Source organism: Marinobacter mobilis, from assembly GCF_900106945.1.
Taxonomy (GTDB): Bacteria; Pseudomonadota; Gammaproteobacteria; order Pseudomonadales; family Oleiphilaceae; genus Marinobacter; species Marinobacter mobilis.
The window spans coordinates 1-12,763 of the sequence record NZ_FNNE01000008.1 but is presented as its reverse complement, the minus strand read 5'-3'; the positions used below and the strand labels follow the sequence as shown (position 1 = coordinate 12,763).

At 54.3% G+C, this 12,763-nt stretch carries 27 protein-coding genes; all 27 read right to left on the bottom strand.

The features are described from left to right. Nucleotides 1-8: 8 nt before the first annotated feature. Nucleotides 9-629 (bottom strand): 30S ribosomal protein S4, encoded by a 621-nt coding sequence (gene rpsD / locus BLV11_RS12965; RefSeq protein ID WP_091815008.1) that lies wholly within the window; start codon nt 627-629, stop codon nt 9-11. 18 nt (nt 630-647) lie between these two features. Then, entirely contained in the window at nt 648-1,037 is a 390-nt protein-coding gene (gene rpsK / locus BLV11_RS12960) for a 30S ribosomal protein S11 (protein ID WP_007153992.1), read from the bottom strand. 13 nt (nt 1,038-1,050) lie between these two features. Beyond that, nucleotides 1,051-1,407 carry a 30S ribosomal protein S13 gene (gene rpsM / locus BLV11_RS12955; protein ID WP_091815005.1) on the bottom strand — a complete coding sequence of 119 codons (357 nt, stop codon included), beginning with the start codon at nt 1,405-1,407 and terminating at the stop codon, nt 1,051-1,053. Between the two features lie 139 nt (nt 1,408-1,546). Then, nucleotides 1,547-1,660 (bottom strand): 50S ribosomal protein L36, encoded by a 114-nt coding sequence (gene rpmJ, locus BLV11_RS12950; protein WP_008174902.1) that lies wholly within the window; start codon nt 1,658-1,660, stop codon nt 1,547-1,549. 30 nt (nt 1,661-1,690) lie between these two features. Continuing rightward, nucleotides 1,691-3,013: a preprotein translocase subunit SecY gene (gene secY / locus BLV11_RS12945; protein ID WP_091814999.1), complete on the bottom strand. Its 1,323-nt coding sequence runs from the start codon at nt 3,011-3,013 to the stop codon at nt 1,691-1,693. 17 nt (nt 3,014-3,030) lie between these two features. Then, entirely contained in the window at nt 3,031-3,465 is a 435-nt protein-coding gene (gene rplO, locus BLV11_RS12940) for a 50S ribosomal protein L15 (RefSeq protein ID WP_091814995.1), read from the bottom strand. A 1-nt stretch (nt 3,466) separates the two neighbouring features. Beyond that, nucleotides 3,467-3,655, bottom strand: coding sequence for a 50S ribosomal protein L30 (gene rpmD / locus BLV11_RS12935; RefSeq protein WP_091814991.1), 189 nt, complete (start codon nt 3,653-3,655; stop codon nt 3,467-3,469). 4 nt (nt 3,656-3,659) lie between these two features. After that, the gene (gene rpsE / locus BLV11_RS12930; protein ID WP_091814987.1) at nt 3,660-4,160 is read right to left on the bottom strand and encodes a 30S ribosomal protein S5; all 501 of its coding nucleotides are present in this window, start codon (nt 4,158-4,160) and stop codon (nt 3,660-3,662) included. Between the two features lie 12 nt (nt 4,161-4,172). Continuing rightward, nucleotides 4,173-4,520 carry a 50S ribosomal protein L18 gene (gene rplR / locus BLV11_RS12925; RefSeq protein ID WP_091814983.1) on the bottom strand — a complete coding sequence of 116 codons (348 nt, stop codon included), beginning with the start codon at nt 4,518-4,520 and terminating at the stop codon, nt 4,173-4,175. Nucleotides 4,521-4,529: 9 nt separating this feature from the next. Beyond that, nucleotides 4,530-5,063 (bottom strand): 50S ribosomal protein L6, encoded by a 534-nt coding sequence (gene rplF, locus BLV11_RS12920; protein ID WP_091814979.1) that lies wholly within the window; start codon nt 5,061-5,063, stop codon nt 4,530-4,532. A 12-nt stretch (nt 5,064-5,075) separates the two neighbouring features. Beyond that, nucleotides 5,076-5,468, bottom strand: coding sequence for a 30S ribosomal protein S8 (rpsH, locus tag BLV11_RS12915; RefSeq protein ID WP_091814975.1), 393 nt, complete (start codon nt 5,466-5,468; stop codon nt 5,076-5,078). Nucleotides 5,469-5,558: 90 nt separating this feature from the next. Next, nucleotides 5,559-5,864, bottom strand: coding sequence for a 30S ribosomal protein S14 (rpsN, locus tag BLV11_RS12910; RefSeq protein WP_091814971.1), 306 nt, complete (start codon nt 5,862-5,864; stop codon nt 5,559-5,561). A gap of 12 nt (nt 5,865-5,876) precedes the next feature. Beyond that, nucleotides 5,877-6,416: a 50S ribosomal protein L5 gene (gene rplE, locus BLV11_RS12905; protein ID WP_091814968.1), complete on the bottom strand. Its 540-nt coding sequence runs from the start codon at nt 6,414-6,416 to the stop codon at nt 5,877-5,879. A gap of 15 nt (nt 6,417-6,431) precedes the next feature. Then, nucleotides 6,432-6,752, bottom strand: coding sequence for a 50S ribosomal protein L24 (gene rplX / locus BLV11_RS12900; RefSeq protein WP_091814963.1), 321 nt, complete (start codon nt 6,750-6,752; stop codon nt 6,432-6,434). 16 nt (nt 6,753-6,768) lie between these two features. After that, a complete protein-coding gene (gene rplN / locus BLV11_RS12895) occupies nt 6,769-7,137 on the bottom strand; it encodes a 50S ribosomal protein L14 (protein WP_091814959.1) in 369 nt (122 codons plus the stop codon). Nucleotides 7,138-7,155: 18 nt separating this feature from the next. Further along, complete coding sequence (rpsQ, locus tag BLV11_RS12890; protein WP_091814955.1) at nt 7,156-7,422, bottom strand: 30S ribosomal protein S17; 267 nt, start codon at nt 7,420-7,422, stop codon at nt 7,156-7,158. Between the two features lies 1 nt (nt 7,423). Further along, a complete protein-coding gene (gene rpmC, locus BLV11_RS12885) occupies nt 7,424-7,615 on the bottom strand; it encodes a 50S ribosomal protein L29 (RefSeq protein WP_091814950.1) in 192 nt (63 codons plus the stop codon). After that, a complete protein-coding gene (gene rplP / locus BLV11_RS12880) occupies nt 7,615-8,028 on the bottom strand; it encodes a 50S ribosomal protein L16 (protein ID WP_091814947.1) in 414 nt (137 codons plus the stop codon). The genes rpmC and rplP overlap by 1 nt, the downstream gene beginning before the upstream one ends. 12 nt (nt 8,029-8,040) lie before the next feature. Then, nucleotides 8,041-8,724: a 30S ribosomal protein S3 gene (gene rpsC / locus BLV11_RS12875; RefSeq protein ID WP_091814944.1), complete on the bottom strand. Its 684-nt coding sequence runs from the start codon at nt 8,722-8,724 to the stop codon at nt 8,041-8,043. Between the two features lie 11 nt (nt 8,725-8,735). After that, on the bottom strand, nt 8,736-9,068 hold the full coding sequence (gene rplV / locus BLV11_RS12870; protein WP_091814941.1) for a 50S ribosomal protein L22: 333 nt from the start codon (nt 9,066-9,068) through the stop codon (nt 8,736-8,738). A gap of 17 nt (nt 9,069-9,085) precedes the next feature. Then, nucleotides 9,086-9,361 carry a 30S ribosomal protein S19 gene (rpsS, locus tag BLV11_RS12865; protein WP_058089997.1) on the bottom strand — a complete coding sequence of 92 codons (276 nt, stop codon included), beginning with the start codon at nt 9,359-9,361 and terminating at the stop codon, nt 9,086-9,088. A gap of 23 nt (nt 9,362-9,384) precedes the next feature. Then, entirely contained in the window at nt 9,385-10,212 is an 828-nt protein-coding gene (gene rplB / locus BLV11_RS12860) for a 50S ribosomal protein L2 (RefSeq protein ID WP_091814939.1), read from the bottom strand. 17 nt (nt 10,213-10,229) lie between these two features. Next, nucleotides 10,230-10,523 carry a 50S ribosomal protein L23 gene (gene rplW / locus BLV11_RS12855; protein ID WP_091814937.1) on the bottom strand — a complete coding sequence of 98 codons (294 nt, stop codon included), beginning with the start codon at nt 10,521-10,523 and terminating at the stop codon, nt 10,230-10,232. Next, complete coding sequence (gene rplD, locus BLV11_RS12850) at nt 10,520-11,125, bottom strand: 50S ribosomal protein L4 (protein ID WP_091814934.1); 606 nt, start codon at nt 11,123-11,125, stop codon at nt 10,520-10,522. The genes rplW and rplD overlap by 4 nt, the downstream gene beginning before the upstream one ends. An 11-nt stretch (nt 11,126-11,136) precedes the next feature. After that, nucleotides 11,137-11,775, bottom strand: coding sequence for a 50S ribosomal protein L3 (gene rplC, locus BLV11_RS12845; RefSeq protein WP_091814931.1), 639 nt, complete (start codon nt 11,773-11,775; stop codon nt 11,137-11,139). A gap of 75 nt (nt 11,776-11,850) precedes the next feature. Continuing rightward, nucleotides 11,851-12,162, bottom strand: a complete 312-nt coding sequence (gene rpsJ / locus BLV11_RS12840; RefSeq protein WP_004580743.1) for a 30S ribosomal protein S10 — start codon at nt 12,160-12,162, stop codon at nt 11,851-11,853. A 190-nt stretch (nt 12,163-12,352) separates the two neighbouring features. After that, nucleotides 12,353-12,763 (bottom strand): EF-Tu C-terminal domain-related protein (locus BLV11_RS12835; RefSeq protein WP_342707447.1); only part of this gene is annotated, 411 nt, incomplete at its 5' end.

Below are 12,763 nucleotides of genomic sequence, written 5' to 3'. Positions count from 1 at the left end.
ACTGGGCCTTACTTAGAGTAAAGCTCGACGATGAGGTTCTCATTGATGTCGGCCGGCAACTCAGTACGCTCAGGCACTGACTTGTAAACGCCTGACATCTTGCTGGCGTCGACCTCTACCCAGCCCACCGGTGCACGTCCAGAAGCCAGATCCAGAGCACCTTTAACGCGCAACTGGTTTTTGGCCTTCTCACGAACACTCACAACATCACCCGGCTTGACCTGGTAGGAAGGAATATTCACTACCTTGTCGTTCACCAGAATCGCTTTGTGAGAAACGAGCTGACGGGATTCAGCACGGGTAGAACCAAAACCCATGCGGTAAACTACGTTATCCAGACGAGCTTCCAGAAGCTGCAGCAGGTTTTCACCCGTTGCACCTTTCAGGCGAGCTGCCTCGGCGTAATAGTTACGGAACTGCTTTTCCAGAACGCCGTAGATACGACGAACTTTCTGCTTCTCACGAAGCTGCACTCCGTATTCAGACAGACGGCCACGACGAGCACCGTGCATGCCTGGAGGAGTCTCGAGGTTGCACTTGGAATCAAGTGCGCGGGCTCCGCTCTTCAGAAAAAGATCTGTCCCTTCACGACGAGACAGTTTACATTTTGGACCTATGTAACGTGCCATATTTCACTGTCTCCTGTCTTAGACGCGGCGCTTCTTGGGCGGACGACAGCCGTTATGAGGAATCGGCGTCACATCAGTGATGTTTGTGATCTTGTAGCCGCACGCATTCAGCGCACGAACTGCAGATTCACGTCCGGGCCCAGGACCCTTAACCTCTACATCCAGGTTTTTAAGGCCGTATTCAGCAGCCGCGTTACCGGCTCTTTCAGCTGCTACCTGCGCAGCAAAAGGTGTACTCTTACGTGACCCGCGGAAACCAGAGCCACCAGAGGTAGCCCAGGACAGGACATTGCCCTGACGATCAGAAATGGTCACGATGGTGTTGTTGAAGGAAGCGTGGATGTGCGCGACGCCATCAACAACCGTCTTTTTCACCTTTTTACGGGTACGTGTACCTGGCTTTGCCATGATTGCCTACCTGTTACTTGCGAATCGGTTTGCGAGGACCTTTACGGGTGCGAGCGTTGGTCTTCGTGCGCTGACCACGGACAGGAAGTCCATGACGATGGCGCAGACCACGGAAGCAGCCGAGATCCTTCAAACGCTTAATGTTCATCTGAACTTCACGACGCAGATCGCCTTCGACAGTCAGTTTGCCCACTTCGGTACGAAGTGACTCAATCTGATCGTCGCTAAGGTCTTTGACCTTGGCGTCCGGCTGAACGCCGGCTGCGTCGCAAAGCTTTTGAGCTGCTGTCCGACCGACTCCAAAAATGTAAGTCAGTGAGATAACAGCATGTTTGTTGTCGGGTATATTGACACCGGCTATACGTGCCATCCAAATTACTCCGCGTTCAAAGCTTTGCTGTGTGAATTATCCGCCACAAAAAGGGCGCGAAATAATAGCGCCTGACCATAAAAAGATCAAGCGCTATCATTCCGGTACCCTTTGCGTCGTCAGTTTCGATTCTTTTGAATCAGCCCTGGCGCTGCTTGTGGCGAGGCTCCGAGCAAATGACTCGTACCGAGCCATTGCGACGAATTACTTTGCAGTTACGGCAAATTTTCTTTACCGAAGCGCGTACTTTCATTGTCGACTCCAGATATCAACGGGAACGGCGTTAGCCGTTCCGACCATAGCCCTTGAGATTGGACTTCTTCATCAGCGATTCGTACTGATGCGACATCAGGTGCGACTGAACCTGAGCCATGAAATCCATCACAACGACTACAACAATCAACAGCGAAGTCCCGCCCAGATAGAAGGGAATATTGCCCCAAACCATCAGGAACTGAGGGAACAGCGACACCGCTGTGATGTACATTGCACCGAACAGTGTGAGACGAGTCAGCACACCGTCGATATATTTGGCGGTCTGGTCCCCTGGACGAATCCCGGGAATAAAGGCGCCGGAACGCTTGAGGTTATCGGCCACTTCTTTCGGGTTATACATCAACGCCGTGTAGAAGAAACAGAAGAACACAACAGCGGCAGCGAACAGGATGATATAGAGCGGCTGGCTTGGTGCCAAGGCCTGCGACATATCACTGAGCCATTCCATGCCTTCACCCTGGCCAAACCATTGCCCGATTGACGCCGGGAACAGCAGGATAGAGGACGCGAAGATGGGAGGGATAACCCCGGCCATGTTCACTTTCAGAGGCAGGTGACTGGACTGCTGGGCGAACACCCGGCGGCCTTGCTGACGCTTGGCATAGTTAATGGTCAATCGACGCTGACCACGCTCCATGAACACCACGAAGCCCACTACAGCAATCGCAAACACACCGATTGCCAGGACCACCAGCAAACTCATTTCACCGTTCCGGGCCTGCTCAAGCGTTTGCCCAACAGCACCGGGAAGACCCGCCACGATACCCGCGAAGATCAGCAAGGAAATTCCGTTGCCTACGCCCCGCTCAGTGATCTGCTCACCCAGCCACATCATGAACACCGCACCACACACAAAGGAGATGACGGCCACGAAGTGGAAGCTGAAACTATCGTTGAAGGTGACACCCTGGGATGCCAGACCGACAGAAATACCCAGCCCCTGAACCAGCGCCAGAAGCACTGTTCCATAACGGGTGTATTGGCTGATCTTGCGCCGCCCTGCTTCGCCTTCTTTCTTCAGCTGCTCAAGCTGCGGACTAACCGCAGTCATGAGCTGCATGATGATCGAGGCGGAGATGTACGGCATGATCCCCAGCGCGAAGATACTCATTCGCTCAAGCGCACCACCGGAAAACATGTTGAACAGACTCAGGATGGTTCCCTGATTCTGATCAAACAGTGCCGCCAGCCGATCTGGGTTGATTCCCGGCACCGGGATATGGGCACCGATCCGGTACACCAGAAGTGCCAGAAATACGAACCAGAGCCGCGAACGCAGCTCTGCAAGTCCTTTTCCCGCGCCGGCAGGCAATGATGCTGTCTTGGCCATTTAGTCCTCGACTCGCCTTAGTCTTCGACTTTACCGCCCGCGGCAGCAATAGCCTCGCGAGCGCCTTTGGTCACTTTCAGACCCTTGACGGTCACCGGACGGCTGAGTTCGCCAGACAGGATAACCTTCGCTTCGCGAATTTCTTCACGAATGATGTCGGCCTTTTTCAGCGCCGCCAGGTCAACGATGTCACCTTCTACCTTCGCCAGTTCGTTCAGGCGAATCTCAGCAACGTAACGCTGCTGACGAGAAGTGAAACCGAATTTCGGCAGACGACGAGCCAAAGGCTGCTGGCCACCCTCGAAACCAGGGGCAACACTGCCACCGGAACGGGCTTTCAGACCTTTGTGACCACGACCAGCGGTCTTACCGAGACCGCTACCGATACCGCGACCGACGCGCTTGGCGTTCGGGCGTGAACCGGGTTCTGGACTAAGTTCGTTCAAACGCATCTTAGTTCTCCTCCACCCGAACCAGGTAGTTCACCTTGTTGACCATACCGCGAACGGAAGGAGTGTCTTCCACTTCTACGGTGTGACCGATTTTGCGCAGACCCAGGCCCTTAACGCACAGCTTGTGCTTGGGCTGGCAGCCGATTGGGCTGCGGGTCAGTGTAACCTTGATCTTTTTAGCATTCGCCATGACTTCAACCCAGAATATCTTCCACGGTCTTGCCGCGCTTGGCTGCGATATCTTCAGGCGCTTGCATAGCCTGGAGACCCTTGATTGTGGAACGGACCACGTTGACCGGGTTGGTCGATCCGTAACACTTGGACAGTACGTTCTGAACACCTGCCACTTCCAGTACGGCGCGCATAGCACCGCCGGCAATGATACCGGTACCTTCAGAGGCCGGCTGCATGTATACCTTGGAACCGCCGTGAACGGCCTTCACAGGGTACTGCAGCGTGGTGCCGTCCAGAGCGACGTCAACCATGTTCTTACGCGCAGCTTCCATGGCTTTCTGGATCGCAACCGGCACTTCACGCGCCTTGCCACGACCGAAACCTACACGACCTTTACCATCACCAACTACAGTCAGAGCAGTGAAAGCAAAGATTCGACCGCCTTTGACCACTTTGGCAACGCGGTTTACCTGGACCAGCTTCTCCTGGAGCTCAGGCGCCTTCTGTTCGTTAACGCTCATCTTCTCCACCTCTTAGAATTTCAAGCCAGCTTCGCGAGCCGCGTCGGCCAGAGCCTGGACACGTCCGTGATAGCGGTAACCGGAACGATCGAAGGCAACAGCTTCAACGCCAGCAGCCTTGGCACGCTCAGCAATCAGCTGACCGACCTTCTTGGCAGCATCGACGTTACCGGTTGCGCCTTGACGCAGTTCCTTGTCGAGAGTGGAGGCAGAGGCCAGAACCTTGCTGCCGTCCGCGGTAGTGACCTGGGCATACATATGACGGGGTGTACGATGTACACTCAGACGGTTTGCACCCAGCTCACGAATTTTCATGCGCACTTTACGTGCGCGACGCAGTCTTTCGATATTCGCGCTCATAGTCCCGCCTTATTTCTTCTTGGCTTCTTTGCGTCGTACATGCTCATCGGCATAACGTACACCTTTGCCTTTGTAAGGCTCGGGCGGACGGTAAGCGCGAATTTCAGCAGCGACCTGGCCAACCTGTTGCTTATCGATCCCGCGGATAACAACTTCCGTCTGGGACGGAGTTTCTGCGGTGATCCCCTCGGGCAGCTCGTACTCAACCGGGTGAGAGAAACCCAGTGTCAGATTGAGCTTTTTGCCCTGCGCCTGGGCACGATAACCAACGCCCACAAGCTGGAGTTTACGCTCGAAGCCCGCAGAAACACCGGTCACCATGTTGTTGATGAGTGCACGGGTGGTTCCTGCGAGAGCGCGGGACTGCTTGGCGCCATCACGGGCAGCGAAGCGCAGGACGTTTTCTTCCTGAGAAACTTCAACAGCCTGATGTACGGTGAATTGAAGCGCTCCCTTGGAGCCCTTCACATTGATTTCCTGTCCGTTCAGCTTAACCTCAACACCGGAAGGCAGCACGACAGGATTATTGGCAACCCTGGACATCGTTATCTCCCCTTAGAATACGGTGCAGATGACTTCGCCACCCACGCCAGCAGCACGTGCAGCGCGGTCGGTCATTACGCCCTTGGACGTAGACACGATGGCGACTCCCAAACCGCCGGCTACTTTCGGCAGTTCCCCAGCGCCCTTGTACTGGCGCAGACTCGGACGGCTGACCCGCTGAATTTCTTCGATAACGGGCTTGCCGCCGAAGTACTTCAGAGTGATGGTCAGCTCAGGCTTGGCGTCAGCTGAGACGGAAAAGTCTTCTACGTAACCTTCGTCCTTGAGGACCTGGGCTACGGAGACCTTGATTTTGGAAGATGGCATGGCCACGTCGGCCTTCTGTGCCATCTGTGCGTTGCGGATACGAGTGATCATATCCGCAAGCGTGTCTTGCATACTCATTGGTATGAGGCTCCTGATCTTTTTAGTTGTGCAGCGGCTTGCCGCACCGCTTACCAACGGGCACCTTCACCTTGCGGGAAGGCGCCTACCTTACCAGCTTGACTTGGTCAGACCCGGTACGTCACCGCGCATACCGGCTTCACGCAGCTTGATGCGTGAAAGCTGGAACTTGCGCAGAACGCCGTGGGGACGACCTGTAACCTGGCAGCGGTTACGGAGACGAGCAGGACTGGCATCACGAGGCAGCTGTTGCAGCTTCATTTGCGCATTCCAACGGTCTTCATCGCTGGTGTTCGGGTTCTTGATAATCGCCTTGAGTTCAGCGCGCTTGACCGCGTATTTCGCTACGGTCTTTTCGCGCTTGAGCTCACGGTTTTTCATGGAAACCTTAGCCATTACACGGATTCCTTATTTCTTGAACGGAAAGCCAAAGGCTTTCAGCAGTTCACGACCTTCATCATCGGTACCCGCAGTGGTGGTGATGGTGATATCCAGCCCGCGGATCTTGTCGACTTTGTCGTACTCGATCTCAGGGAAGATGATCTGCTCACGCACACCCATGCTGTAGTTACCGCGACCGTCAAATGACTTGGGGTTCAGACCGCGGAAATCACGTACGCGAGGAATCGCGATGTGCACCAGGCGATCAAAGAAGTCCCACATACGCTCACCGCGCAGCGTCACTTTACAACCGATAGGCCAACCTTCACGGATCTTGAAGCCCGCAACAGATTTGCGAGCCTTGGTGACAACAACTTTCTGACCAGTCAGGGCTTCGAGATCCGCCACTGCGTTTTCGATCAGCTTCTTGTCACCTACCGCTTCGCCAACACCCATGTTCAGGGTGATTTTCTCGATACGCGGCACCTGCATGACGTTCTTGTAACCGAACTCGTTCTGCAGGGCGGGTACCACTTCCTTAGTGTACTGCTCTTTCATGTTAAGCATCGTAACCACCACCGCTTACTGGTTATCGACAGCTTCTTGCGTGGACTTGAAGATCCGCACTTTAGCGCCGTCTTCCTTGATCTGGAAGCCTACGCGATCGGCTTTGCCGGTCTGCGGATTAAAAATTGCCACGTTGGAAGCCTGGATAGGCGCTTCTTTTTCGACGATGCCACCTGGGGTGCCAAGCATCGGGTTAGGCTTGGTGTGCTTCTTGATCATATTGATCCCAGAAACCACCAGACGGCCATCGTCCTGAACTTTCAGGACTTTACCACGTTTGCCCTTGTCTTTGCCCGTGGTGACGATTACTTCGTCATCTCGTTTGATCTTTTTCATAACCGGCCTCTAGTCCTTACAGTACTTCGGGTGCCAGTGAAATAATTTTCATGAACTTCTCATTACGCAGTTCACGGGTAACCGGTCCGAAGATACGGGTACCAATGGGCGCGTCCTGATTGTTCAGAAGTACAGCTGCATTACCGTCAAAACGGATCAGCGAACCGTCGGGACGACGTACACCTTTACGGGTACGTACAACGACAGCATTCAGGACCTGGCCTTTCTTCACTTTACCGCGGGGGATGGCTTCCTTGACGGTTACCTTGATGATATCCCCAACGCTGGCGTAACGCCGGTGCGAACCGCCCAGGACTTTGATGCACTGCACTTGACGTGCACCGCTGTTGTCCGCGACTTCAAGCATTGTTTGAGTCTGAATCATGGTTGATCTCCCGGCGCCTTACACCTTGGATGCTTTCTCGGTGACTTCCACCAGGGCCCAGCTCTTGGTCTTGGAGACCGGACGGGTTTCCTGGATGGTAACGGTGTCACCGATATTGCACTGATTGCTCTCATCGTGAGCATGAATCTTGGTAGAGCGCTTGACGTACTTACCGTACAGCGGGTGCTTAACCCGACGCTCAACCAACACAACGATGGACTTCTCCATCTTGTTGCTCACGACCTTGCCGGTCAGGGTTTTGGCAGTATTGGTAGCTTCGGTCATGTCACTGTCCTGCCTTTTCGTTCAAAACTGTTTTGACGCGAGCAATGTCACGCTTCACATTGCGGAGCAGGTGAGACTGATTCAGCTGACCTGTAGCCTTGCGCATGCGAAGGTTGAACTGCTCTTTCAGCAGGTCGATCAGCGAGCTGTTCAGCTCCTCGACTGTTTTTTCACGCAGCTCTGTAGCTTTCATCACATCACCGTCCTCGTTACAAAGGTGGTCGACACAGGCAGCTTGGCGGCGGCCAATGCAAAGGCCTCACGCGCGACTTCCTCGGCAACACCCTCCATCTCGTACAGCATCTTGCCGGGCTGAATCTCAGCCACCCAGTACTCGACAGAACCCTTACCTTTACCCATACGTACTTCAAGCGGCTTGCCAGTGATCGGCTTGTCCGGGAAAACACGGATCCAGATCTTACCACCCCGCTTGATGCGACGGTTCATGGTCCGACGTGCCGCCTCAATCTGGCGTGCAGTTATACGGCCACGGCTGGTCGCTTTCAATCCGTATTCACCGAAGCTCACCTTGTTACCGCGCTGAGCCAGACCGGTGTTACGGCCTTTCATTACCTTACGAAATTTGGTTCGTTTTGGTTGCAGCATACGAGTGCCCCTTTACTTAGAACCTTTCTTGCGAGAGGCATTCTTGTCAGCACGGACTTGCTCCATACCACCAAGAATCTCGCCCTTGAAGATCCATACCTTTACGCCGATAACGCCGTAAGTGGTGTGCGCTTCATAGGTTGCGTAATCAATGTCTGCACGCAGTGTGTGCAGAGGAACGCGACCTTCGCGATACCACTCGGAACGTGCGATTTCAGCACCCCCAAGACGACCACCAACCTGGATCTTGATACCTTTAGCGCCTTGACGCATAGCGTTCTGAACCGCGCGCTTCATAGCACGACGGAACATTACGCGACGCTCGAGCTGACCAGCGACATTCTGGGCAACCAGGCGGGCATCCAGATCCGGCTTGCGGACCTCTTCGATGTTGATGTGCACAGGCACACCCATCATGTCGCTTACTTCGCGACGCAGACGGTCAACATCTTCACCCTTCTTACCGATAACAATACCGGGACGGGCAGTATGGATCGTGATACGGGCGTTCTGAGCAGGGCGCTCGATCACAATCTTGCTGACAGACGCCTTTTCAAGACGCTTGTCAAGGAATTCGCGAACCTGGATGTCGTTCAGCAGGTTTTTCGCGTAGTCCTTCTTCTCGGCATACCACACTGAGTTGTGCTCTTTGATCACACCCAGGCGAATGCCGTTTGGATTTACTTTATGACCCATCTGAGCATCTCCTACTTGTCGGCGACCTTGACGGTGATATGACAGGTGCGCTTGAAAATACGGTCAGCGCGCCCCTTAGCTCGAGCCTTGATTCGCTTGAGCGTCGGACCCTCATCCACCATGATGGTGGAAACCCGCAAATCATCTACGTCCAGACCTTCATTGTGCTCAGCGTTGGCAATCGCGGACTCAAGAGCTTTCTTGATGATCGCGGCAGCCTTCTTCGGGCTGAAAGTCAGAATATTCAGGGCGTCCTCAACAGCCTTGCCTCGTACTTGGTCAGCGACAAGACGAGCTTTCTGAGCAGAGAGGCGAGCGCCCTTGTACTTAGCGGCTACTTCCATTTCTATTCCCCTCGCAATCAGCGTTTAGCTTTCTTGTCGGCTGCATGACCACGGTAGGTTCGCGTTGCCGCGAACTCACCCAGCTTATGACCAACCATATCTTCGGTGACATAAACCGGTACGTGTTGCTTGCCGTTGTGGACTGCAATGGTCAGGCCTACCATCTCCGGGAAGATTGTTGACCGGCGGGACCAGGTTTTGATCGGCCGCTTGTCATTAGCTTCCAGAGCTGCCTCGACCTTCTTCAACAGATGCAGGTCTATAAAAGGACCTTTCTTTAAAGAACGTGGCACAGCATTTACCTCTATGTAGTCGTTTACTTGGCCGAACGACGACGTACTATCATTCTGTCAGTACGCTTGTTCTTACGAGTCTTATGCCCTTTGGTCGGAACACCCCAAGGAGTAACAGGGTGACGTCCACCAGAGGTACGCCCTTCACCACCACCATGCGGATGGTCAACTGGGTTCATAGCAACACCACGCACTGTTGGCCGTTTGCCGCGCCAACGTGATGCACCCGCTTTACCAAGCTGCTTGAGGCTGTGTTCGCTGTTGGACACTTCACCCAACGTTGCACGACAGTCAACAAGCACCTTACGCATTTCACCTGACCGGAGACGCAGAGTCGCGTACGCGCCTTCGCGCGCCACCAGCTGTACGGATGCGCCCGCAGAGCGAGCCAGCTGAGCACCTTTGCCAGGCTTGAGTTCGACGCAGTGGATCACGGAACCAACCGGAATATTCCGGATTGGCAGAGTGCTACCCACCTTAATCGGCGCGTCGACGCCGGAACGCACTTGATCCCCTACACTCACACCTTTGGGAGCGATAATGTAACGACGCTCGCCATCGGCATACTTGAGGAGTGCGATGTGCGCAGAGCGGTTAGGATCGTATTCCAGGCGCTCAACAGTCGCCGGGATACCATCTTTGGTCCGCTTGAAATCGATAACACGGTAGTGCTTCTTATGACCACCACCGATGTGACGGGTAGTGATGCGACCAAAATGGTTACGACCACCCGATTTGCTCTGAGATTCGACCAACGGTTCGTAAGGGCGCCCTTTGTACAGGTCAGGGTTGTAGATCTTTACAACGTGACGGCGGCCAGCAGATGTTGGTTTGGTTTTGACGATCGGCATATTACGACCCCTTTACCTTATTCCACATCCAGAAAATCGATGTCCTGACCTTCCGCAAGCTTTACATAAGCCTTACGAATGTCATTACGCTTGCCGAAACCGCGGATAGTACGCTTGACCTTACCCTTACGGTTCAGAACCTGAACACCTTCGACAGTTACGTTGAACAGCTGCTCAACGGCTTTCTTGATCTCAGGCTTGGTAGCATCAGGAGCTACACGAAAAACAACCTGGCCGCGCTCTGCTGCCAGAGACGCTTTCTCTGATACGTGCGGCCCAAGCAGGACCTTGTAAATGCGTTCCTGATTCATCCCAGCATCTCCTCGATCTTCTTCAGAGCCGGAACGGTAACCACAACCTTATCGAAAGCCACCAGGCTAACGGGATCCAGGCCAGCAACGTCACGCACGTCTACGTGCGGAATGTTGCGAGAAGCCAGGTGAAGGTTCTGCTCAACGTTCTCAGCGAGAATCAGGGCATTGGTAACACCCAGATCCTTGAGCTTTGCATTGAAGGCTTTGGTCTTGGGAGACTCAATGGAGAGATCATCCACAACAACCAGACGCTCCTGACGAACCAGCTCAGACAAGATGGAGCACATAGCCGCACGATACATCTTACGGTTAACTTTCTGCTCGAAGTTCTGGGGCTTGGCAGCAAAAGTCACGCCACCGGAACGCCACAGCGGGCTGCGAATGGTGCCAGCACGGGCACGACCGGTGCCTTTCTGACGCCACGGCTTCTTGCCGCCACCATTTACTTCTGAACGAGTCTTCTGAGCACGAGTACCCTGACGACCAGCTGCCATGTAGGCAGTTACAACCTGGTGAACCAGCGACTCGTTAAAATCTTTGGCGAATGCGGTATCGGAAACCGAGATTCCCTTGCCGCTACCTGTAATAGTCAATTCCATCGCACCGCTCCTCAGGCTTTAACTGCAGGCTTGATGACAACGTTGCCGCCAGTAGCACCTGGAACGGCACCACGGATCAACAGCAAGTTGCGCTCGGCATCGACACGGACGACCTGCAGGTTTTGCACAGTTACCTGAGCATTACCCATCTGGCCCGCCATCTTCTTGCCTTTGAAAACCCGACCCGGAGTCTGGTTCTGACCAATAGAACCAGGAGCACGGTGAGACAGGGAGTTACCGTGAGTGGCGTCCTGCATAGTAAAGTTCCAGCGCTTAACGCCACCCTGGAAGCCTTTACCCTTGGACTGACCAGTCGCGTCAATCACCTGACCATCTTCAAAGATGGACGCAGTGATTTCACCACCTGCAACCAGATCTTCGCCCTCACCTTCCGCCAGGCGGAATTCCCACACACCACGGCCCGCCTCGACACCTGCCTTGGCAAAGTGACCGGCTTCAGCCTTGGTTACGCGAGAGGAACGACGCTGACCCACAGTTACCTGAACCGCACGGTAGCCGTCAGTTTCGAGAGTCTTCAGCTGGGTAATGCGGTTGGGCTCAACCTCAATTACCGTAACAGGCAGAGACTGCCCATCTTCCGTAAAAATACGGGTCATACCGGCCTTACGACCGACAACACCAATTGCCATGTTTCACCTCTATAGTGTACGGGGCTTGCACCCTCTATGGCCTATGACAGTTACACAGACTAATACCGGGCGGTATTAGCCGAGGCTGATCTGAACGTCTACACCTGCTGCCAGGTCCAACTTCATCAGAGCATCTACTGTCTTCTCCGTCGGCTCAACAATGTCGAGCAGACGCTTATGCGTACGAATCTCGTACTGATCGCGCGCATCTTTGTTGACGTGCGGTGAAATCAGAACGGTGTACTTTTCCTTCCGCGTCGGCAGAGGGATGGGACCACGCACTTGGGCGCCGGTACGCTTAGCGGTATCGACGATCTCCTGCGTGGACTGGTCGATAAGGCGATAATCAAACGCCTTCAACCGGATTCGAATCTTTTGGCTTTGCATGATGCACCAAACTCCACTCGTAGCAGCTACTTTTAGCCGACCTTCAAAAAAAGGAGCCGCATTGTATGCAGAATACCCAACCATGTCAAGCTACGCACAAATGCGCACCCAACACAGCTCAGGCTTTCCTCGGAATAGAAAAAGGGGGCTGCCGAGCAGCCCCCTCTTCGAAAATCGAAAGAGCAGTAAATTACTCTACGATCTTGGCGACAACGCCGGCACCCACAGTACGACCACCTTCACGGATGGCGAAGCGCAGACCTTCTTCCATCGCGATCGGAGCGATCAGGGTAACGTCCATCTTGACGTTATCACCAGGCATTACCATTTCAACACCTTCCGGCAGTTCGCAAGAACCGGTCACGTCAGTGGTCCGGAAGTAGAACTGGGGACGGTAGCCTTTGAAGAACGGAGTATGACGACCGCCTTCTTCCTTGCTCAGAACGTACACTTCACATTCGAAGCGGGTGTGCGGCTTGATGGAGCCCGGTACACACAGAACCTGACCACGCTCAACGTCGTCACGCTTGGTACCACGCAGCAGAACACCAACGTTCTCACCGGCACGACCTTCGTCCAGCAGCTTGCGGAACATCTCAAC

Coding starts and splice junctions, on each gene's coding strand:
- rplR (WP_091814983.1), bottom strand. CDS start 4,520: ATGAGCGCGAATATCGAAAGACTGCGTCGCGCACGTAAAGTGCGCATG.
- rpsJ (WP_004580743.1), bottom strand. CDS start 12,162: ATGCAAAGCCAAAAGATTCGAATCCGGTTGAAGGCGTTTGATTATCGC.
- rplW (WP_091814937.1), bottom strand. CDS start 10,523: ATGAATCAGGAACGCATTTACAAGGTCCTGCTTGGGCCGCACGTATCA.
- rpmJ (WP_008174902.1), bottom strand. CDS start 1,660: ATGAAAGTACGCGCTTCGGTAAAGAAAATTTGCCGTAACTGCAAAGTA.
- rplE (WP_091814968.1), bottom strand. CDS start 6,416: ATGCTTAACATGAAAGAGCAGTACACTAAGGAAGTGGTACCCGCCCTG.
- rplB (WP_091814939.1), bottom strand. CDS start 10,212: ATGCCGATCGTCAAAACCAAACCAACATCTGCTGGCCGCCGTCACGTT.
- rpsQ (WP_091814955.1), bottom strand. CDS start 7,422: ATGACCGAAGCTACCAATACTGCCAAAACCCTGACCGGCAAGGTCGTG.
- rpmD (WP_091814991.1), bottom strand. CDS start 3,655: ATGGCGAATGCTAAAAAGATCAAGGTTACACTGACCCGCAGCCCAATC.
- rplN (WP_091814959.1), bottom strand. CDS start 7,137: ATGATTCAGACTCAAACAATGCTTGAAGTCGCGGACAACAGCGGTGCA.
- secY (WP_091814999.1), bottom strand. CDS start 3,013: ATGGCCAAGACAGCATCATTGCCTGCCGGCGCGGGAAAAGGACTTGCA.
- rpsD (WP_091815008.1), bottom strand. CDS start 629: ATGGCACGTTACATAGGTCCAAAATGTAAACTGTCTCGTCGTGAAGGG.
- rplF (WP_091814979.1), bottom strand. CDS start 5,063: ATGTCCAGGGTTGCCAATAATCCTGTCGTGCTGCCTTCCGGTGTTGAG.
- rplD (WP_091814934.1), bottom strand. CDS start 11,125: ATGGAATTGACTATTACAGGTAGCGGCAAGGGAATCTCGGTTTCCGAT.
- rpsK (WP_007153992.1), bottom strand. CDS start 1,037: ATGGCAAAGCCAGGTACACGTACCCGTAAAAAGGTGAAAAAGACGGTT.
- rplV (WP_091814941.1), bottom strand. CDS start 9,068: ATGGAAGTAGCCGCTAAGTACAAGGGCGCTCGCCTCTCTGCTCAGAAA.
- rplP (WP_091814947.1), bottom strand. CDS start 8,028: ATGCTGCAACCAAAACGAACCAAATTTCGTAAGGTAATGAAAGGCCGT.
- rpsH (WP_091814975.1), bottom strand. CDS start 5,468: ATGAGTATGCAAGACACGCTTGCGGATATGATCACTCGTATCCGCAAC.
- rpsE (WP_091814987.1), bottom strand. CDS start 4,160: ATGAGCGTTAACGAACAGAAGGCGCCTGAGCTCCAGGAGAAGCTGGTC.
- rplX (WP_091814963.1), bottom strand. CDS start 6,752: ATGAAAAAGATCAAACGAGATGACGAAGTAATCGTCACCACGGGCAAA.
- rpsM (WP_091815005.1), bottom strand. CDS start 1,407: ATGGCACGTATAGCCGGTGTCAATATACCCGACAACAAACATGCTGTT.
- rpmC (WP_091814950.1), bottom strand. CDS start 7,615: ATGAAAGCTACAGAGCTGCGTGAAAAAACAGTCGAGGAGCTGAACAGC.
- rplO (WP_091814995.1), bottom strand. CDS start 3,465: ATGCGTTTGAACGAACTTAGTCCAGAACCCGGTTCACGCCCGAACGCC.
- rplC (WP_091814931.1), bottom strand. CDS start 11,775: ATGGCAATTGGTGTTGTCGGTCGTAAGGCCGGTATGACCCGTATTTTT.
- rpsN (WP_091814971.1), bottom strand. CDS start 5,864: ATGGCTAAGGTTTCCATGAAAAACCGTGAGCTCAAGCGCGAAAAGACC.
- rpsC (WP_091814944.1), bottom strand. CDS start 8,724: ATGGGTCATAAAGTAAATCCAAACGGCATTCGCCTGGGTGTGATCAAA.